Origin of the sequence: Kitasatospora sp. NPDC092039, from assembly GCF_044756065.1 — a bacterium.
Lineage (GTDB): Bacteria > Actinomycetota > Actinomycetes > Streptomycetales > Streptomycetaceae > Kitasatospora.
Genome location: NZ_JBIVSD010000010.1, coordinates 25,059 through 42,229, shown reverse-complemented (window position 1 = coordinate 42,229; position 17,171 = coordinate 25,059). Strand labels below are relative to the sequence as shown.

Sequence of the window (17,171 nt, the reverse complement as noted above, 5' to 3'; positions counted from 1 at the left end):
CCGCGGCCAAACGGGTGCGGGGGCGGCAGGCACCCTCAGTCCTTCTCCAGCCCCTCGCGCAGGCGCCGCAGGGTGCGCGAGAGCAGGCGGGAGACGTGCATCTGGGACACCCCCAGGCGCTCACCGATCTGCGTCTGCGTCAGGTCCTCGCAGAAGCGCATCGACAGGATCAGCCGCTCGCGCTCCGGCAGGGCGGCGACCAGCGGCTTGAGCGCGACCAGGTCCTCCACCCGGCGCAGGTCCCGGTCCTCCTCGCCGAGGCGCTCGCCCAGGCCGCCGGGGCGGTCGTCGTCCTCGGTGCTGATGTCCAGGGAGCCCGCGGTGTGCCCGTTCGCGGCGGTCAGGCCCTCGACCACCTCCTCCTGGGAGATCCCCAGGTGGCCGGCCAGCTCGGCCACCGTGGGGGCCCGGTCCAGGTCCTGCGCCAGGCGGTCCTGGGCCTTGGCCAGGACGATCCGCAGCTCCTGGAGGCGGCGGGGCACGTGGACGGCCCAGGTGGTGTCGCGGAAGTGCCGGCGGATCTCGCCGAGCACGGTGGGCAGCGCGAAGGTGGTGAACTCGACGCCCAGCTCGGGGTCGAACCGGTCGATGGCCTTGATCAGGCCGACCGCCCCGACCTGCAGCAGGTCCTCCTGCGGCTCGCGGTGCGCGGTGAAGCGGCGGATCGCGAACCTGACCAGGGACAGGTTCATCTCCACCAGGGTGGCCCGCACGTACGAGTACTCCCGGGTGCCCTCCTCCAGGGCGGCGAGCCGGCGCAGCAGCACCCGGGTGAGCTCGCGGGCGTCGGCGGGCGGAACCTCGCGCGGGTCGCCGGCCGCGACGAGTTCCGGGGGCAGCAGGTCGCGCAGCCCCGCTGTGGCGGAGGCGGCCGTGCGGGAGGGGTCCTTCGTCGGCGAAGCGGCGGAGGCGGTCAGTTCACCAGTGGTCGTGACCATCGGAGTCCTTCCTCGAGTCGGCACGGTCGAACGCCCCGACTACCCCGCCCCGGCCGATCGATGCAGTGACCCCGTGTGGAGGTTTCGTGAATCCCGGCCGGGCGTACGGGCGGGACCGGGGGATCCGCTGGACGGCGGCCCCGCCCGGTGGATCATGGAACGGCGCGCCCCGGCGCCCCGAGACCCCTCGTCCACGCGAAAGCGGTGCCCCTCGTGATCCCCGCCGTGCCCGACCCGACCGTGCTGCACCCCGTCCCCGGGCAGCCCCGGGTGGTCCTCCTCAAACCGCTGGTCACCTCGCCGCTGATCGAGGTGGGCGAGTACTCGTACTACGACGACCCGGACGACCCGACGGCGTTCGAGACCCGCAACGTGCTGTACCACTACGGGCCGGAGAAGCTCGTCATCGGGCGGTTCTGCGCCTTCGCCACGGGGGTGCGGTTCGTGATGAACGGCGCCAACCACCGGATGGACGGGCCCTCCACCTTCCCCTTCCCCGTCATGGGCGGCGCCTGGGCCGAGCACGTCGACCTGATCACCGGCCTGCCCGGGCGCGGCGACACCGTGGTCGGCCACGACGTGTGGCTCGGCCACGGCGTCACCGTCATGCCCGGGGTGCGCGTCGGCCACGGCGCGATCGTCGCCGCCGGGTCCGTCGTCACCTCCGACGTCCCCGACTACGCCGTCGCCGGCGGCAACCCCGCCAAGGTGATCCGGCTGCGCCACGACGAGGCCGACGTCGCCCGCCTGCTGGACCTCGCCTGGTGGGACTGGCCCCTCGACCACCTGACCCGCCACCTGCGCACCGTCATGTCCGGCACCGTCGAGGAGCTGGCCGCCGCCGCGCCCGGCGCCTGAGCCGGCCCCCGGTCCGGGGGGGGGGGGGGGCCCGGGGGGGGCCCCGCCCCCCCCCCCCCCCCAAAAACGGGGCGGGCGGGCGGGGGGGGGGCATGGATGGGCACGGCGGAGCGGGGGGGGGGGGGGGGGGGGGGGGGGGGGGGGTTTGGGGGGGGGGGGGCCCCCCGGGGGGGGGGGGGGGGGGCCCCCCCCCGGCCCGGCGGCCGGCCCGGCCCGGGGGGGGGGGGGCCCCCGGGGGGGGCCCCCCCCCCACCACCGCCCCCTTCTGTACCTACTGGTATGTACGGGGGTAGTCTCAAGGCCGTCAGGAACCTCGGGGAGGGAGCCGTGCCGTGCCATTCGTCCGCATCGACGCGCTGGGGGCCGGCCCCGAGCGGCTGGACGCCCTCGGACGCGCCGTGCACCAGGCCCTGCAGGAGACGATCGGCATCCCGGCCGACGACCACTTCCAGGTGCTGACCGGCCACGACGGCGTCAGCGGCACGCTGCGCTACGGCGGCTACCTCGGCGTGCACCGGGACGAGGGCATCGTGTACGTGTCCGTGACCCTGCGCGCCGGGCGGCCGGCCGGGCGCAAGCGGGCCCTGTACCGCCGGATCGCCGAACTCGCCCACGCGTACGCGGGCACCGAGCCCCGCAACGTGTTCGTCGTCCTCACCGAGAACGCGCCGGTCGACTGGTCGCTCGGCCACGGCCTCGCCCAGTACGACCCGGAGCCCGGTGCCCGGGCCGGGCGCCCGCCGCACCTCACGGACACGGCGGGGCCTTCGAACTCCTCGGGCGTGTCCGACGGTTCGCCCACCCGGCGGGAACCGTCGGGTGCGCCCTAACGGTCGGCCGGGTCGTGGAGCCGGCGGGCGGCGGTGCGGATGGCGAGGGTGTACGGGGCGTCCAGTGCGCGGGTGCGGGCGTCGAGGTCGCGGAAGGCCACCAGGGCCTTGTGGCTGTCGTCGGTGCTCTGGGTCCAGGCCGTCCAGGCGTTGTGGACGTCCTCGTCGGTGACCTGCTCGCCCTTGGCCTGGAGCAGCACGGCGTAGATGCGGAAGAGGTCGTCGGAGCCGGCGGGAGGCGTGGCCTCCGTGGGCAGGCAGGAGCGGATCAGTTCGGCGATGGGATCGAGGTGGCTCATACGGCCAGTGTGCCGGTGGCGAGCGTGCCGGTGAGCAGGATCAGGTGGGCCACCGCGAATATCATCGGCACGAGCCGTTCGGTGGTGCCGAGTTCGGTGTACTGCCGGTGCCGCCGGCCGGACGCCGCGGCGTTGCGCAGCACGTCCCACTCGTCGGTGTAGATCCGCGCGGAGAGCTTGTCCTCCAGGCTGTTGATGACCCGGAACTTGGCGCCGTTGAGGTCCCGGTAGCTGCGCAGCTGCATCCACCAGGCGCCGGAGAGGGTGATGCCGGCCAGGGCGACGGCCGTCGCCACCCACCACGGGGACTCCGACAGCTTGGGTATCCCGAAGCCGATCAGGGTGACCAGCGCGGTCTGCACGGACAGGAAGAAGGTGTTGGCGCTGCCCCGGCGGGCCGAGACCCGGTCGGCCATCTCCACGGCGAGCTTGTACAGCTCCAGCAGCTCGGTCTGACGGTTCGGCTCCGGCGGCGTGGTCATCGCGCGTCCCCCCTCGGGCAGATGGTGTGCCGGCTTCGCCCGCTGCCCGGGCTCCCCCCGCTGTCCATCCTTCCCTGCGGGCCGGCCCGCCAGTGCTGCCGGCCGGTGCCGCCCGGCCGTGCCGCCCGCCAGTACCGCCCGGCCGTCTGCCCGTCAGGTGGCGACGGCCGCGGCGGTGACGGCGGCGGTGACGGCGACGCTGCCGGCCGACAGGGCGCGCAGCGCCGCGCCCGCCTCCGACTCCCCTTCCTCGTACTGGTGTTCACGGGCGGTGCGCAGCGCGGCGCCGAGGTGGCGGGCGGCCTCCTCGGGGTGGCCGGTGGCGGCCAGCGCGCGGCCGTAGAGGGTCTGCAGGACCACCCGGCGGGTGACCGGGAAGGGCGGTTCGGCGACGGCCAGGCCGCGGGCGGCGTGGTGGGCGGCCTCCTCGGCGGCGCCGGCGGCCAGGCACTCGCCCGCCAGGTGCTGGCGGGCGAGGGCCACCAGGTCGGCGCGTCCGGCCCGTTCGGCCAGTGACAGGGCCTTCAGCAGCAGCCCGCTCACCCGGGCCCGGCCGGCCCGGTCGCCGTGGCGGGCGAGGGCGACGGCGTGGTTGACCAGGGCGACGGCCTGGGCGGTGCCGTCGCCGGCCCGGGCGGCGAGGTCGGGGGCGCGTTCCAGGTGGACGAGGGCCTGGTCGGGGCGGCCCTCCTCCAGCAGCACCCAGCCGAGCAGGGCCCGGGCGCGGGACTGGGCGCCGGGGTCGCGGTCGGCCTCGGCGGCGGCCAGGCCGTGTTCGAGCAGCGGCGCCCAGCCGTCCTTGACCTGCCAGACGATCAACGGCCACTGGAGCAGCACCAGGCGCCAGGCGCGGTCGTGCAGTCCGGCGGCGACCGCCGCCTCGACCGCGCCGCGCAGGGTGTCGCGTTCGGCGGCGTACCAGGCGAGCGCGCTCGCCCGGTCGGGGAAGGGCCGGACCTCGGCGGGGCGGCGGGTGCCGGGCGGCAGGGCGCAGCAGGGTTCGCTGCCCGGTTCGGCGGCGGCGCAGGCGCTGAGGAGGGTGTTGAGCAGGTGGTCGAGCAGGCGGGGCAGCACCTCGGTGTCGGTGTCGCCGGGCAGGCTGCGGGCGTAGAGGCGGACCAGGTCGTGCAGGGTGTAGGCGTCCCGGCCGATCTGGACGATCAGGTGGGCGGTGGCCAGTTGGGCCAGTGCGGCGGCGGCCTCCTCGGGGCGGCAGCCGGCCAGCGCGGCGGCGGTGCGGCTGTCGAGGGTGGCGCCGGTGTGGGCGCCGAGGCGGCGCAGCATCCGGCTCGCGGGTTCGCTCAGGTGCTGGACGGTCAGGGCGAGGGCCGCGGCGACGCTGGTGTCCTCGACGTCGAGCAGGCCCAGGCGGTTCTGCTCGTCGGCGAGTTCGTCGGCGAGGGCGGCCAGCGCGCGGGCCGGGCCGGTGGCGAGGCGGGCGGCGGCCAGCCGCAGGGCCAGCGGCAGGCCGTCGCACAGGCCGGCGAGGCGGGCGGCGGCCTCGGGTTCGGCGGCGACCAGGTCGGGGCCGAGGGTGGCGGCGAGCAGGGTGACGGCCTGCGGGGAGGAGAGTTCGGCGAGCGGTACGGGGCGGGCGGCGTCGGAGGCGACCAGGCCGCCGAGCCGGTCGCGGCTGGTGACCAGGGTGACGCAGTCGTCGCCCTCGGGCAGCAGCGGGCGGACCTGGTCGGAGCGGCGGGCGTTGTCCAGGACGATCAGCATCCGCCGGGTGGCGGTCAGTTCCCGGTAGCGGGCGGCCATCGCCTCGGCGGTGGCGGGCATCCGCTCGGCGGGCAGGCCCAGGGCGAGCAGCAGTTCGCGCAGGACGGCGGCGGTGTCGCGTTCGGGCAGCGGGCTGTGGCCGCACAGGTCGACGAAGAGCCGGCCGTCGGGGAAGTCCTGTCGGCGGCGGTGGGCCCAGTACAGGGCGAGGGTGGTCTTGCCGACGCCGGCGCCGCCGGTGAGCACGGCGACGGCGCCGGGGGCGGCGGTGGCCCGGTCCAGCGCGGCCAGTTCGTCCTCCCGGCCGGCGAAGCCGCGCGGGCGGCGGGGGAAGGGCCAGGGGGTGTGCTGCGCCCCGGCGTCGACGGCGGGCACCGCCGGGGGGCGGACGAGGACGGTCGGCGCGGGGGCGAGGGCCGGCGCGGGCGCGGGCGCGGGCGCGGGCTGCGGCTCGTCGGCGGGTGCCGGTGCGGCGGCGGGCGGCGCGGGCTCGGGCACCACGGTGGCGGGTCCCGGTCCGGCGGCGGACGGCAGGGCGGCGGACGGCAGGGCGGCGGACGGCGGCGCGCTGACCGGCACGGCGGCGGGTGCGGGCCGCTGGTCGGGGACGGAGGCCAGGCCGCCGACGGTGGCGACCCGCGCGGGCGGGACGCGGTCGGCCGCCGGGCGCTGCGGCGGCTGCTGACCGCCGGGCAGCCGGGCGGGCGGCACCCGGTGGGAGCGGCCCGGCGGCACGTCGGCGCGCTGCGGCACGTCGGCGCGCTGCGGCGCGTCGGCGCGCAGCAGGCGGTCGTAGGCGTCGGTGAGTTCCGGCCCGGGGTCGATGCCGAGTTCCTCGGCCAGGGCGCGGCGGGTGCGGTGGTACCAGTCCAGGGCTTCCGAGCGGCGTCCCGCGCGGCCGAGGGCGTGCACGAGTTCGGCGACCAGCGGTTCCCGCAGCGGGTTGGCGGTGGCCTCGGTGTGCAGCAGGTTCGCGGCCGTGCCGTGGTCGCCGAGCCGGCCGTGGGCGCGGGCCAGTTCCTCGGCGGCGGTCAGCCGCAGTTCCTCCAGGGCCTGGGCGGCGCACCGCAGCGGCAGGCCGGCCGTGGTGCCGGCGAGGGCGGGGCCCCGCCACAGGGCGAGTGCCTCGCGCAGGGCGGTGGCGGCCTCGGCGGCGTCGTCCAGGGCGCGGGCGCGGGCCACCAGGCGCTCGAACCGTACGGTGTCCACCGCCTGGTCGGGCACCCGCAGCCGGTAGGCGCCGTTGTCGGTGACGAGTTCGATGCCGGCGGCGGGGGCGTCGTGGGCGGTGAGCAGGGAGCGCAGCCCGGAGACGTGGTTGTGGATGACGGTGCGCGAGTGCCGGGGCGGCTCCTCGTCCCAGAGGGTCTCGGTGAGCCGTTCGACGGTGACGGGTGCTCCGGGGTGGAGCAGCAGCATGGCCAGCAGGCTGCGTCGTTTGGCCGATCCGGCCGGAAGCTCCCGGCCGTCCGCGGCCACCACGGCCACCGAGCCCAGCAGTCGGAACTCCACGCACCCCCCTCAGACGTATCGGATGTATATGACAAGCATATGACAGCAGGCGACCTGGCGATCGCGGAGCGTCGCCCTCCCCGGCGGGGGCGGACCGGCACCGTGGGGTGCCGTTCCGGCCGCCGTGGCCGGGGACTACCAGGTGACGGCGTCGTCCAGGTCGTGCTGCCAGTAGGTGACCTTGAGCGAGTCGTCGACGTGAAGACCCTTCGAGGGCAGCGCGGGGTTGCTTCCCGCGCCGACACTCTCGCCGCCGGAGGGGCCCTGGAAGTAGACGGCCAGTGAAGTCTCGGTGCGGCCCTGGCCGCCGCTGCCGTCGGCGGCGGACAGGTTCACCGAGGCGTAGCCGGACTCGCCCGGCTTCAGCGTGACGACGGCCTGCGGCTTGGAGTCCTCGATGACCGGCGGCACCGACTGGGCCTCGCCGAAGCGCACGGCCGGGTAGCCGTAGAGGTGGCAGGGGGCGCTACCGGTGTTGGTGACGGTCAGCAGCAGGTGGTTGATCGGGCGCGGCAGCACGGCCGCGACCATCCTGGTGACGGAACCCTCGCAGGTGACGGCCTTGCCGTCGGCGGCCGCCGGGGGCTTCGGGGCGGCGGTGGGGGCCTTCGCGGAGGGCTTGGCGGGGGCGGGTGCGCCGGTCTGGGCGGGGGCGGGTGCGGGGGCCGCGGTGGAGGCGGCCGGGGCGGGGGCGCTCGCGGCGGGGGCGGCGGGCGCCGGGGAGGCCGCCGACGTCCCCTTGCCGCCCGCGTCCGCCGCGTCGTCGTTGCACGCGCTCAGCGAGAGCGCGGCGATCGCCACGCCCGCGACGGCGGTCAGGAGGCGGCTGCGGGAGGTGCGGGAAGTGCGGATGCCGGGCATGTGGCCGTGTCCCCTTCGGTGCTCGGGCCGGTGTGGTGCTTGGATGGCCGGAGCTTGCCCGGTGATCCGTCCCAGCCGCCACGGTCAACGGCCGGTCCGGGACGGTGGGACACTGGGACGGGCCCTGAGCAGGGGGAATGCGGGGGCCCTGGAACGCGGGGATGAGACGTGGGGGATGCGCGATGGAACAGCCGCGGACGACGGGGAGTTCGGCGGCGGACGATCTCGCGGCACTGCTGGGGGAGCTGAAGGAGCGTTCGGGGCTCAGTTACGGGGCGCTGGCCAAGCGCCTGCACATGAGCACCTCGACGCTGCACCGGTACTGCATCGGCACCGTGGTGCCCGCCGGGTTCGCGCCGCTGGACCGCCTGGCGCGGCTGTGCCGGGCGACGCCGCAGGAGCTGACGGAGCTGCACCGGCGCTGGATCCTGGCGGACGCGGCGCGCCGGGCCCGGCCGGAGGCGGGGGCGGCGACGACGGGGCCGGGGCCGCAGCCGGCGCCCGTACCGGATGTGACGCCGTTAGCGCAGGAGGGACCCGGGGACGGACCGGACGGTCCGGTCACCGTCGGCGTGGTGCCCGAGCGGCCCGCGCCGCGCCGGGGCCGGCGCGGCGTGCTGGTGGCCGCGGTCGCGACGGCGGCCGTGCTGGGCGCGGTGGCGCTCAGCCTCGCGCCCGTCGGCGGGGACGGGAACAGGGACGGCAGCGGGAGCGGCGGCGCGAGCACGGCCGCCGAGCAGCCGGGCACCGCCTGGCCCTCCCCGGCGGGCCTGTCCGCCGCTCCCCCGGACGAGGGGAGTCCCGCCCCCTCCGCCCCCTCCGCCCCCTCCGGCTCCACCCCGACGGGCACCGCCCCGGCCACCGCCTCCCCCACGGCCGCCACCAGCTCCCCAGCCGCCACCACCGCCGGCGCCACCACCGCCGCCCCCGATCCGCTGAGGATCGCCACCCGCCCCTACGTCTACGACAACCCGTGCTACCAGCACTTCCTGGTCAACCGGCCGCCCCAGCAGGTCGGCCCGCCCGCCAACGAGCAGGAGGCACCGCGCTGGGCGGCGGCCAACAACGCGGTCGCCTCCGACGAGCAGCGGGTCGCACTGACCGTCCAGGGCACCGGGAAGGACACGGTCGTCCTGGAGGCGCTGCACGTACGGGTCGTCACCAAGGGCGCGCCGCTCGCCTGGAACGACTACTCGATGGGGACGGGCTGCGGCAGCGACGTGGAGAGCGCCTCCTTCGACGTCGACCTGGACAGCGGCAGCCCGACGGTCACCGCCCGGCGCGGGCAGCGGGCCTTCCCGCGCAAGGTCAGCGAGTCCGACCCGGAGGTCTTCTACGTCACCGCGCGCACCCGGGCGCACGACGTGCGCTGGGAGCTGACCCTGGACTGGTCCAGCGGCGGGCGCCGGGGCACGGTGCGCGTCGACGCGGGCGCCGGCACGCCGTTCCGCACCAGTGCGGGCACCGGGCGGCCGGGCTACGACTACCCGCTGGGCGCGAACGAGTGGAGCCGGCGCGAGGGCTGAGCCGGCCCGCGGGCGGGCGTCCGGGGCCCGTCCCCCGGACGCCCGGCGTCCCCACCGGTCAGCGGGTCTCGATGACGACCTTCTCGATGACCACGTCCTGGACCGGGCGGTCGTTGCGACCGGTCTCCGCCGTCGCGATGGCGTCGACGACCTTCTGGCCGGCGGCGTCGGCGACCTCGCCGAAGATGGTGTGCTTGCCGGTGAGCCAGGGGGTCGGCCCGACGGTGATGAAGAACTGGGAGCCGTTGGTGCCCGGCCCGGCGTTGGCCATGGCCAGCAGGTAGGGCTTGGTGAACGCCAGGTCCGGGTGGAACTCGTCCGCGAACTTGTAGCCGGGCCCGCCGGTTCCGTTGCCCAGGGGGTCGCCGCCCTGGATCATGAAGCCCTCGATGACCCGGTGGAAGACCGTGCCGTCGTAGAACGGTTCGTTGCTCGGCTGACCGGTCTCCGGATCGATCCACTGCCGCTCGCCCTTGGCGAGCTCCACGAAGTTCCTGACGGTCTTCGGCGCGTGGTCGGGCAGCAGCCGGAGCACGATGTCGCCCTTGTTGGTCTTCAGCGTCGCGTACAGCTCTTCGGCCATGGCACGTCCTTCGGTCTTCGGTGGTCCTGCGGGATGCGGCCAGTCTTCAGGCCGGTCGGCCGGTTCGAGCGGCGGCGACGCGGCAGTGCACCCACACGGGTGACGCCTCGCGAACGGGCGTCCGGCCCCGGCCGGATCCGGGCCGCGCGGACGGTGGCCGTAAGATCCCCGACAGCACCGGGCCCGTCAGGCCCCTCCCCACGTCTCCGCAGCTCACGCGGGTGCGTGTGATCGCCGGGACGCCCCGGCGGCCAGGAGAATGGTGCGGACGGTTCCCCGGAAGTACAGAGAAAGCGAAACCTCACCATGGATCTCGGCGTGCGCTGGAAGCTGCACGGTGACGGGCGCACGCCCGCGCCGGGGGCGGTCGTCCGCCCCGACGAACGGCTCTCCTGGCCCCGCACGGTAGGGCTCGGCGCCCAGCACGTGGTGGCGATGTTCGGGGCGAGCTTCGTGGCGCCCGTGCTGATGGGGCTCGACCCCAACCTCGCGATCATGATGTCCGGCGTGGCGACCGTGATCTTCCTGCTGGCCACCAAGGGCCGGGTGCCCAGCTACCTGGGCTGCTCGCTGTCCTTCGTGGGCGTGGCCGCGGTGATCCGGGCGCAGGGCGGCACCAGCGCGACGGTGACCGGCGCGGTGTTCGTGGTCGGCGTGGTGCTGTTCCTGGTGGGTGTGGCGGTCCAGCGGTTCGGGGCGCGGATCATCCACGCCGCGATGCCGCCGATCGTCACCGGCGCGGTGGTCATGCTGATCGGCTTCAACCTCGCCCCGGTGACCGCCTCGGTGTACTGGCCGCAGGACCAGTGGACGGCGCTGCTGGTGATGCTGTTCACCGGCCTGGCCGTGGTGTGCCTGCGCGGTTTCTGGTCGCGGGTGGCGATCTTCCTGGGGCTGCTCTTCGGCTACGGGATCTCCTGGCTGTTCGACCGGGTCTTCGGGCAGATCCACTCGGTGGACGGCGCCGGGCGGATGACCGACCACTGGCGCCTGGACCTGTCGGGCGTCGGCAAGGCGGACTGGATCGGCCTGCCGACCTTCCACGGCCCGTCCTTCCAGTGGTCGGCGATCCTGGTCGCGCTGCCCGTGGTGATCGCGCTGGTCGCGGAGAACGCCGGGCACGTCAAGGCGGTCGGCGAGATGACCGGCTCGAACCTGGACGGCAAGCTGGGCACCGCGATCTCCGCCGACGGCATCGGCTCCATGCTCTCCACCGCGGTCGGCGGCCCGCCGAACACCACGTACTCGGAGAACATCGGCGTCATGGCCGCCACCCGGGTCTACTCCACGGCCGCCTACTGGTGCGCCGCCGGCTTCGCGCTGCTGTTCGGCCTGTGCCCGAAGTTCGGCGCGATCGTGGCCGCGATCCCCGGCGGGGTGCTCGGCGGCATCACCGTCATCCTGTACGGCATGATCGGCCTGCTGGGCGCGCAGATCTGGACCAAGTCCGGGGTGGACCTGCGCAATCCGCTGAACCTGGTGCCGGCCGCGGCGGGCATCATCATCGGCATCGGCAACGTGACCATGAAGTTCACCGACACCTTCAGCCTCAGCGGCATCGCCCTGGGCACCCTGGTCGTCATCACCGGCTACCACGCGCTGCGGGCGCTGGCCCCGGCGCACCTCAAGACGCAGGAGCCGCTGCTGGACGAGGGCACCTCCTCGTACGACGAGGACGCCTCCGACGGGAAGCCGCCCGCCCCGTAACGGACGGCGGCGGTCCCTGTAACGGACGGGGGCGCGCCCGGGTTCAGGGCGAGGGACGGCCGGCGGAAGTGTCCGAAAGGGACCTTCCGCCGGCCGTGTCGTCTGGCCGGGCGGCCCGGTCGGTGGTCCAATCGCTGCCGCCCGTCATCGGCCACTCGTCCCCCGGGAGAGGCATGTCCCTTCTGACCCACCGCCGCAAGGCCGCCGCGGCCGCCGCCGTCACCGCGCTCGCGGCCACCTGTGCCGGGGTGGCGCCCAGCAGCGCCGCCGGTACGGTCCTGTGGACCCCGAGCACCAGCACCGGCCCGTCCTCCTTCAAGGCCGTCCAGTGCGCGGCCGGAAACTTCGGCGTCGTCCAGGACTCCGCCAAGGGCAGTGTGTGGCGGGCCTTCCAGGCCGCCGGCGAGGAGCGCTGCGAGACGCTCAGCCCGGACCTGAAGGAGGGCGACACCTTCTACCTGGGCTGGTCGTCCAAGGTGGACGTCAAGGACACCAACAGCCGGTACGTCTTCCAGCTGAAGTGCTCGCCCAGCACCGGAACGGCCAACCACCCGATCGAGATCGACGTCCTCAACGGCCGCGTCCGCCTCCAGGAGTGGGACCTCGACCACGTGTCGCACACGCTGTGGACGGCGCGGACCACGAACAACACGTGGCACTCGTACGCGCTGAAGATCCGCCTGGGGCGCACCGACGGCACCATCGACTTCTGGTTCGACGGGGTGAAGCAGACCTTCACCACGGGGTCGGGCACGTTCAAGGGCACCACCTGGGACGGCGACCGCAACTACCTGAAGTGGGGCTCCTACCACCTCTCCACCGGCGACGCGACGAACACCTTCACCAGCCCGGTGATGGCCACCACCCTGGAGGCGGCCACGGCCGGCTCGTGACGCCCTCGGCGGCGGCGCGGGCCCGGACCGCGGTGGACGCGGCCCGGGCCCACGGCTCAGGGCAGGGCCGGCGTCACCTCAGGTGCCGGGCGAAGAAGCGGGCCCCGGCGTCGATCTCGTACTGCGGGACGCCGGTGTGCCCGCCCATGTTGGCGTGCAGGGTCTTCTCCCGGGAGCCGAAGGCGTCGAACAGCTCCAGGGACGCCTGCCGGTGGCCGGCCTCGTCGTCCCACTGCAGCAGGACGTGCAGCGGGATGGTGACCCGGCGGGCCTCCTCGACGATGGCGGCGGGCACGAAGCTCCCGGCGAAGAGGCCGGCGGCCGCGATGCGCGGCTCGACCGCCGCCAGCCGGACGCCGATGGAGATGATTCCCCCCTCATACCCGACCGGGCCGCCGATCCCGGGCACCGCGAGGAGTGCGTCGAGCACTGCCCGCCATTCCGGGACGGACCTGTCGACCAGTGGGAGGACCAGGGCGTCGACGATCTCGCCGGTGACCGGCCCGCCGGCCTCCATCACCCGGCGCAGCTCCGCGCGGGCCTGCTCGACGGCGGGCCACCGGGGGCGGTCGCCGCTGCCGGGCAGCTCGATGGTGGCCGAGGCGAAGCCGTACTCCGCCGCGTAGTGCCGGGCCCGCGCCGCCAGACGGGGGTAGATCCGGCTCAGCCCGAGCGGCGGGGGGCAGATCAGGATCAGCGGCGCCGGTTCCGGCGCGGAGGCGGGCTCAGGCGTCCACAGGATGCCGGGGACCTCGCCGAGGGTGAACTCGCGCTCGAGGACGTCGCCGTCGAGGCGCTGTTCGGAAGTGAAGTGCATGGTCGTGCCTTTCGGGAGTGCTCACAAGACGGCGCTCCCGGACGACCTGGCTATCGTCCGACCGTGACCCCGGAGGGGAGCACCCATGTCGATACTGCGTTCACGGGTACCACCTCCTCGTTCTCTCGCACGGCCTCCGGAAAGGTAGCAGTCATCGCCGCGGTCCGCCAACGCGTTTTCCCACAGGCCAGCCCCGCCACCGGCCGTCACGGAGTCAGGTCGCAGACCGTGAAGAACGAGAGCCTGGCCCCTTCGGCGGGCAGGAGCACCCACCCGGACGGTAAGACCGAGTTGGGCCACCGTCTGGTCGAAGCCCTGGTCCCCGTGTCCTGACGGAAGGTCGGGGCCGACGGTTCTCAGCGCGATCCCGGTCGGCGAAACTCCTCCCAACGGCGCCCACCCAGCGGCATGATGACCCTAGGTCACCGTCTGAACCGCCAGCGTCACGCATCAGGTGGAGGAGAACCAGGATGTCCAACGCCGTCACCGCCCCGTGGGGCACCACCCGGATGCGTCCCTTCGCCGACACGCCGCCCCGACCGGCGCTGACGCCGGTCATCGACCCGGACACCCAGGTCGCGGTCTTCCGCGACGAGCAGGGCCGCACCGTCGAGATGGGCAAGCACGGGACCAGCACCGACCAGAGCAACCCGACCAGCACCGGCGGCGGTGGCGGGGACGGGCAGAGCGGCGGCCAGGCGCAGCCGACCGACGTGGACTCGATCACCTCCAACGACCAGGACCAGGGTTGAGCCGTGTCGGGTGACCGGCAGGGGGCGGTGGTCCTGGTGTTGACCTGTGCCTACGATCCGACGGCCGATGTGGTGCTGCGGATCCTGGGCGAGCGGCAGGTGCCGGTCGTGCGCGCGGATCCCGGTGCCGACCTCCACCAGGGCGCAGTACTGACCGCCCGCTACGGCGGCCGGCGCGGCACCCTCACCACCGCCAGCCGCACGCTCGACCTCGACCGGGTCCGTGCGGTCTGGTACCGGCGGCCGTCGGGTTGGGCCGCGCCGGCGGGCATGGGCGGGCAGGACGCCGAGTTCGCCCGAGCCCAGGCCCAGTGGGGCGCCGGGGGCGTCCTCGGCACGCTGCCCGGCGCCCACTACGTGAACCACCCCTGGCGGATCCGGGCCGCCGAGCACAAGCCCGCCCAGCTCGACGCCGCGCTCGCGGCCGGCTTCGCCGTCCCCGACACGATCGTCACCACCGACCCCGAACAGGCCCGGGCCTTCTGCGCCGAACAACCCGGCGGGGCGGTCTACAAGCCGCTGTGGAACTCCCCCTACGCGGACGGGGACGGTCGGCCGGTGCAGGCCTGGGTCGCCGAGGTCGCCCCGGAGGAGATCACCGACGCCGTCGCCGCCTGCCCGCACCTGTTCCAGGCCCGCCTGGCCAAGGACCACGACGTGCGGCTGACAGCGGTGGGCCGCGAGCTCTTCGCCGTCCGGATCGACAGCCCCGACCTGGACTGGCGCCGCCGCCAGGGCCTGCTCACCTACACCCCGATCGACGTCCCGGCACCCGTGCGCCGGTCCGTGGCCCGCTACCTGGAGCACTTCCACCTCGTCTACGGCGCCTTCGACTCCGCCGTCACCGCCGACGGCCGCTGGTGGTTCCTGGAGTGCAACAGCAACGGGCAGTGGGCGTTCTTCCCGCCCCCGACCACCGACGCCATCGCCACCGCGATCGCCGACCAGCTCCAGAAGGGCCACACCGCATGACCACCACCGCCGCGGACCTGCGCGCGGCCCTCGTCCGGCAGCTCACCGCCGACGAAGGCCTCACCGACCCGCTCTGGCGCGCCGCGGCGGCGGCCGTACCGCGCGAGGTCTTCGTCGGCGACTACTTCCGCGAGGTCCCCGGCTCCTTCCCCACCTCCTACGAGCCGGTCCGCGAGGGCGGCGACGGCTGGCTCCAGGCCGTCTACACCAACCAGACCCTCATCACCCAGCTCGACGGCCGCATCCGACCCGCCGACACCGACGGACCGGTCGCCGGATCCCCCTCGTCGTCCTCCACCCTGCCGTCCCTGGTCCTGCGCATGTGGCAGCAGCTCGACGTCGAAGCCGGCCACCGGGTCCTGGAGATCGGCACCGGCACCGGCTACTCGACCGCGCTGGGCGCCCACCGCCTCGGCGAGGAGAACATCGTCAGCGTCGAAGTCGACCCGGACGTCGCCGACCGTGCCGCCGCCTGCCTCAAGACCGCCGGCCACGCCCCGCACCTGGTCGTCGGTGACGGCCTCGCCGGCCACCGGGCCCGGGCGCCGTACGACCGGCTCATCGCGACCTGCGCGGTGCGGACCCTGCCCTACGCCTGGCTGCACCAGGTCAGGCCGGGCGGGAAGATCCTCGTCACCTTCTCCGGCTGGCAGTTCGGCTACGGCCTCGCTCTGCTGACCGTCACCGAACCGGGCGAGGCGACGGGCCGGTTCCTGCCAGGCTGGACCAGCTTCATGATCGCCCGCCCCCATGACCGGCCCCCGCGCCAGAACCCCACCCTGCTGCCCGGCGACGAACGCCCCGCCCGCATCGACCCGGCCGTTGTCACCGACTGGACCGGCACCTGGGTCGCCCAACTCGCCGCCCCCTCCGCCGAACGCATCGGCGCCGGAGGGCAGCAGATCCTGATCGACCACGCCACCGGTTCCCAGGCCCGCACCCGGCCGGATGATCGTGGCGGATGGATCGTTACTCAGCGCGGCCCGCTGCGCCTGTGGGACCAGGTGGAGGACGCGGTCGAGGCGTGGCAGGCGGTGGGGGCGCCGCACCAGGAGCAGTTCGGCATCACCGTCGACGGTGGCGGGCAGCGGGTGTGGATCGGCGACGAGGACGGGCCCGGCTGGCGCCTGCCGCTGTGATCCGTCCCGACGGCGTCAGAACGGCGCTCCAGATACGCCGAAGACCGCAGGCCCGGGCCATGAACGACCCGGGCCTGCGGTTCTGAACGCCGGGCTCAGACCTCGCCGAACTCGCTGCGGCGGACAGCGGCGAGGAACGACGCCCAGGCCTCGGACGGGAAGATGAGGGCAGGCCCCTTCGGGTCCTTGGAGTCTCGGACCTCATTCGGGCTCGGGCTCAGATGTCGCCGAACTCGCCGCTGCGGACCGCAGTAACGAACGACTTCCAGGCCTCGGCCCGAAAGACGAGAGCCGGGCCCTGAGGATCCTTGGAGTCACGGACAGGAGCCAGGCCAGGAAAGTTGGGAGCTACCTCAACGCAATTACCGCCTTGCTGACTGTAGCTCGCCTTCACCCAGCGGACGGTGGCCAAGTTGATGTCGGACATTCGATCCCTTTCCGAGCAGCGCGCATCCATTCGAGAGTCGCCGTCTCGGCCAGCGCTCCCACCTGGAGCCGATCGTAGTGTTTCCTCCAGACGGCAAGCCGATCGGTGTCCCGTTCAAGGTGGCTTCGGCCCTCTGATTCCGAGTAGCCCAGGAGGGACTGATCCGGGAGAGTCAGGAGCACCATCGGCAGGGCGAACGGGCGTTCCTCCGCCAGGGCGAACGGCGCAATCTGAAGGATCACATTGTTGACGGCGTACAGCTCCTCTAGATGGGCAAACTGCGCCCTCATCACCTCATGACCACCGATTGGGCGATGCAGGCAACTCTCATCCAGCACGGCGTGCACCAGCGGCGGCCGGGTGCGGTGGAGCAGCTGCTGCCGCGTGAGCAGATAGGTTACTCTCTCGTCCGCCTGCTGCGGGGTGATCGTTCCCCGACGGACATCACCAGACGCCAGAGCCCGGGCATAGGGCTCGGTCTGGAAGAGGCCGGGGATGACTCCAGCCTCGTAGATCCTTATCTCGCTGGCCTTCTGCTCCTGATTTGCGTACTCCGGAAAGCCCTCCAGCAATGCCGAGTGCTTGGCCTGGAGCCACATCAGCAGCAGCGTTCCGCCCGTCTCCAGCACTCGATCGGCATCACGTGCGAACTTCTCGCTTGGCGGTGTCCGACCAGGCGGGGCAAGTTCAGCATAGGAGACGTAGGAGGGGTCGACCCCCAATCGCCTCGCCAGCTGGGCTTGTGTGAGGCCAGCAGCCTTACGTGACCTACGAAGTTGCACCCCGAACGGCGCCCATGGGCCTGATGTCGGATCAAGCTCTTTGACGTTCAATGAACTTCACCTACTTGCCA

General features: G+C 74.0%; 18 protein-coding genes. 8 read left to right on the top strand and 10 right to left on the bottom strand.

Going from position 1 to position 17,171, the window contains the following annotated elements; genetic code table 11:
- Window positions 1-35: 35 nt before the first annotated feature.
- On the bottom strand, window positions 36-938 hold the full coding sequence (locus ACIQI7_RS20475; protein WP_401111857.1) for a SigB/SigF/SigG family RNA polymerase sigma factor: 903 nt from the start codon (window positions 936-938) through the stop codon (window positions 36-38).
- 204 nt (window positions 939-1,142) lie between these two features.
- Between ACIQI7_RS20475 and ACIQI7_RS20470 the strand changes: the two genes are divergently transcribed.
- Both ACIQI7_RS20470 and ACIQI7_RS20465 read left to right on the top strand, forming a co-directional pair.
- Entirely contained in the window at window positions 1,143-1,796 is a 654-nt protein-coding gene (locus tag ACIQI7_RS20470; RefSeq protein ID WP_401111855.1) for a CatB-related O-acetyltransferase, read from the top strand.
- Window positions 1,797-2,128: 332 nt separating this feature from the next.
- Complete coding sequence (locus ACIQI7_RS20465) at window positions 2,129-2,626, top strand: tautomerase family protein (protein ID WP_401111853.1); 498 nt, start codon at window positions 2,129-2,131, stop codon at window positions 2,624-2,626.
- Here the strand turns inward: ACIQI7_RS20465 and ACIQI7_RS20460 are convergent.
- The 4 genes from ACIQI7_RS20460 to ACIQI7_RS20445 form a co-directional block, all read right to left on the bottom strand.
- Window positions 2,623-2,925: a hypothetical protein gene (locus tag ACIQI7_RS20460; protein ID WP_401111850.1), complete on the bottom strand. Its 303-nt coding sequence runs from the start codon at window positions 2,923-2,925 to the stop codon at window positions 2,623-2,625. The two genes, ACIQI7_RS20465 and ACIQI7_RS20460, sit on opposite strands and share 4 nt — an antisense overlap.
- Window positions 2,922-3,407 carry a hypothetical protein gene (locus ACIQI7_RS20455; protein ID WP_401111848.1) on the bottom strand — a complete coding sequence of 162 codons (486 nt, stop codon included), beginning with the start codon at window positions 3,405-3,407 and terminating at the stop codon, window positions 2,922-2,924. The genes ACIQI7_RS20460 and ACIQI7_RS20455 overlap by 4 nt, the downstream gene beginning before the upstream one ends.
- Before the next feature lie 153 nt (window positions 3,408-3,560).
- Window positions 3,561-6,641 (bottom strand): BTAD domain-containing putative transcriptional regulator, encoded by a 3,081-nt coding sequence (locus ACIQI7_RS20450; RefSeq protein WP_401111845.1) that lies wholly within the window; start codon window positions 6,639-6,641, stop codon window positions 3,561-3,563.
- Between the two features lie 135 nt (window positions 6,642-6,776).
- The gene (locus tag ACIQI7_RS20445) at window positions 6,777-7,502 is read right to left on the bottom strand and encodes a DUF4232 domain-containing protein (RefSeq protein WP_401111843.1); all 726 of its coding nucleotides are present in this window, start codon (window positions 7,500-7,502) and stop codon (window positions 6,777-6,779) included.
- 182 nt (window positions 7,503-7,684) lie between these two features.
- Between ACIQI7_RS20445 and ACIQI7_RS20440 the strand changes: the two genes are divergently transcribed.
- A complete protein-coding gene (locus ACIQI7_RS20440; RefSeq protein ID WP_401111840.1) occupies window positions 7,685-9,028 on the top strand; it encodes a helix-turn-helix domain-containing protein in 1,344 nt (447 codons plus the stop codon).
- Window positions 9,029-9,086: 58 nt separating this feature from the next.
- Here the strand turns inward: ACIQI7_RS20440 and ACIQI7_RS20435 are convergent, their stop codons facing one another.
- Window positions 9,087-9,611: a peptidylprolyl isomerase gene (locus ACIQI7_RS20435; RefSeq protein ID WP_401111837.1), complete on the bottom strand. Its 525-nt coding sequence runs from the start codon at window positions 9,609-9,611 to the stop codon at window positions 9,087-9,089.
- Between the two features lie 306 nt (window positions 9,612-9,917).
- Between ACIQI7_RS20435 and ACIQI7_RS20430 the strand changes: the two genes are divergently transcribed.
- Window positions 9,918-11,318 carry a uracil-xanthine permease family protein gene (locus ACIQI7_RS20430; RefSeq protein ID WP_401111834.1) on the top strand — a complete coding sequence of 467 codons (1,401 nt, stop codon included), beginning with the start codon at window positions 9,918-9,920 and terminating at the stop codon, window positions 11,316-11,318.
- Window positions 11,319-11,491: 173 nt separating this feature from the next.
- Window positions 11,492-12,211: a hypothetical protein gene (locus ACIQI7_RS20425; protein WP_401111831.1), complete on the top strand. Its 720-nt coding sequence runs from the start codon at window positions 11,492-11,494 to the stop codon at window positions 12,209-12,211.
- 73 nt (window positions 12,212-12,284) lie between these two features.
- On the opposite strand, the gene ACIQI7_RS20420 is transcribed toward ACIQI7_RS20425, so the two are convergent.
- Window positions 12,285-13,028, bottom strand: coding sequence for an alpha/beta hydrolase (locus ACIQI7_RS20420; protein ID WP_401111828.1), 744 nt, complete (start codon window positions 13,026-13,028; stop codon window positions 12,285-12,287).
- A gap of 470 nt (window positions 13,029-13,498) precedes the next feature.
- Here ACIQI7_RS20420 and tgmA point away from each other — a divergent pair, with 470 nt between their 5' ends.
- From tgmA to tgmC, 3 genes are read left to right on the top strand one after another with little or no spacing between them, the layout of a single operon-like run.
- A complete protein-coding gene (gene tgmA, locus ACIQI7_RS20415; RefSeq protein ID WP_401111826.1) occupies window positions 13,499-13,780 on the top strand; it encodes a putative ATP-grasp-modified RiPP in 282 nt (93 codons plus the stop codon).
- Between the two features lie 3 nt (window positions 13,781-13,783).
- Window positions 13,784-14,752: an ATP-grasp ribosomal peptide maturase gene (gene tgmB, locus ACIQI7_RS20410; protein WP_401111823.1), complete on the top strand. Its 969-nt coding sequence runs from the start codon at window positions 13,784-13,786 to the stop codon at window positions 14,750-14,752.
- A complete protein-coding gene (gene tgmC / locus ACIQI7_RS20405) occupies window positions 14,749-15,891 on the top strand; it encodes an ATP-grasp peptide maturase system methyltransferase (RefSeq protein ID WP_401111820.1) in 1,143 nt (380 codons plus the stop codon). Before tgmB ends, tgmC begins: the two co-directional genes overlap by 4 nt.
- A 95-nt stretch (window positions 15,892-15,986) precedes the next feature.
- On the opposite strand, the gene ACIQI7_RS20400 is transcribed toward tgmC, so the two are convergent.
- The 3 genes from ACIQI7_RS20400 to ACIQI7_RS20390 are packed head-to-tail and all read right to left on the bottom strand — an operon-like array spanning window position 15,987 to window position 17,100.
- On the bottom strand, window positions 15,987-16,112 hold the full coding sequence (locus ACIQI7_RS20400) for a DUF397 domain-containing protein (protein ID WP_401112454.1): 126 nt from the start codon (window positions 16,110-16,112) through the stop codon (window positions 15,987-15,989).
- Window positions 16,109-16,318 carry a DUF397 domain-containing protein gene (locus ACIQI7_RS20395; protein ID WP_401111817.1) on the bottom strand — a complete coding sequence of 70 codons (210 nt, stop codon included), beginning with the start codon at window positions 16,316-16,318 and terminating at the stop codon, window positions 16,109-16,111. The genes ACIQI7_RS20400 and ACIQI7_RS20395 overlap by 4 nt, the downstream gene beginning before the upstream one ends.
- Window positions 16,282-17,100, bottom strand: a complete 819-nt coding sequence (locus ACIQI7_RS20390) for a helix-turn-helix transcriptional regulator (protein ID WP_401112451.1) — start codon at window positions 17,098-17,100, stop codon at window positions 16,282-16,284. The genes ACIQI7_RS20395 and ACIQI7_RS20390 overlap by 37 nt, the downstream gene beginning before the upstream one ends.
- Window positions 17,101-17,171: the final 71 nt, after the last annotated feature.

Coding starts and splice junctions, on each gene's coding strand:
- ACIQI7_RS20395 (WP_401111817.1), bottom strand. CDS start 16,318: ATGTCCGACATCAACTTGGCCACCGTCCGCTGGGTGAAGGCGAGCTAC.
- ACIQI7_RS20420 (WP_401111828.1), bottom strand. CDS start 13,028: ATGCACTTCACTTCCGAACAGCGCCTCGACGGCGACGTCCTCGAGCGC.
- tgmA (WP_401111826.1), top strand. CDS start 13,499: ATGTCCAACGCCGTCACCGCCCCGTGGGGCACCACCCGGATGCGTCCC.
- ACIQI7_RS20435 (WP_401111837.1), bottom strand. CDS start 9,611: ATGGCCGAAGAGCTGTACGCGACGCTGAAGACCAACAAGGGCGACATC.
- ACIQI7_RS20425 (WP_401111831.1), top strand. CDS start 11,492: ATGTCCCTTCTGACCCACCGCCGCAAGGCCGCCGCGGCCGCCGCCGTC.
- ACIQI7_RS20430 (WP_401111834.1), top strand. CDS start 9,918: ATGGATCTCGGCGTGCGCTGGAAGCTGCACGGTGACGGGCGCACGCCC.
- ACIQI7_RS20445 (WP_401111843.1), bottom strand. CDS start 7,502: ATGCCCGGCATCCGCACTTCCCGCACCTCCCGCAGCCGCCTCCTGACC.
- ACIQI7_RS20460 (WP_401111850.1), bottom strand. CDS start 2,925: ATGAGCCACCTCGATCCCATCGCCGAACTGATCCGCTCCTGCCTGCCC.
- ACIQI7_RS20475 (WP_401111857.1), bottom strand. CDS start 938: ATGGTCACGACCACTGGTGAACTGACCGCCTCCGCCGCTTCGCCGACG.
- ACIQI7_RS20455 (WP_401111848.1), bottom strand. CDS start 3,407: ATGACCACGCCGCCGGAGCCGAACCGTCAGACCGAGCTGCTGGAGCTG.
- ACIQI7_RS20440 (WP_401111840.1), top strand. CDS start 7,685: ATGGAACAGCCGCGGACGACGGGGAGTTCGGCGGCGGACGATCTCGCG.
- tgmC (WP_401111820.1), top strand. CDS start 14,749: ATGACCACCACCGCCGCGGACCTGCGCGCGGCCCTCGTCCGGCAGCTC.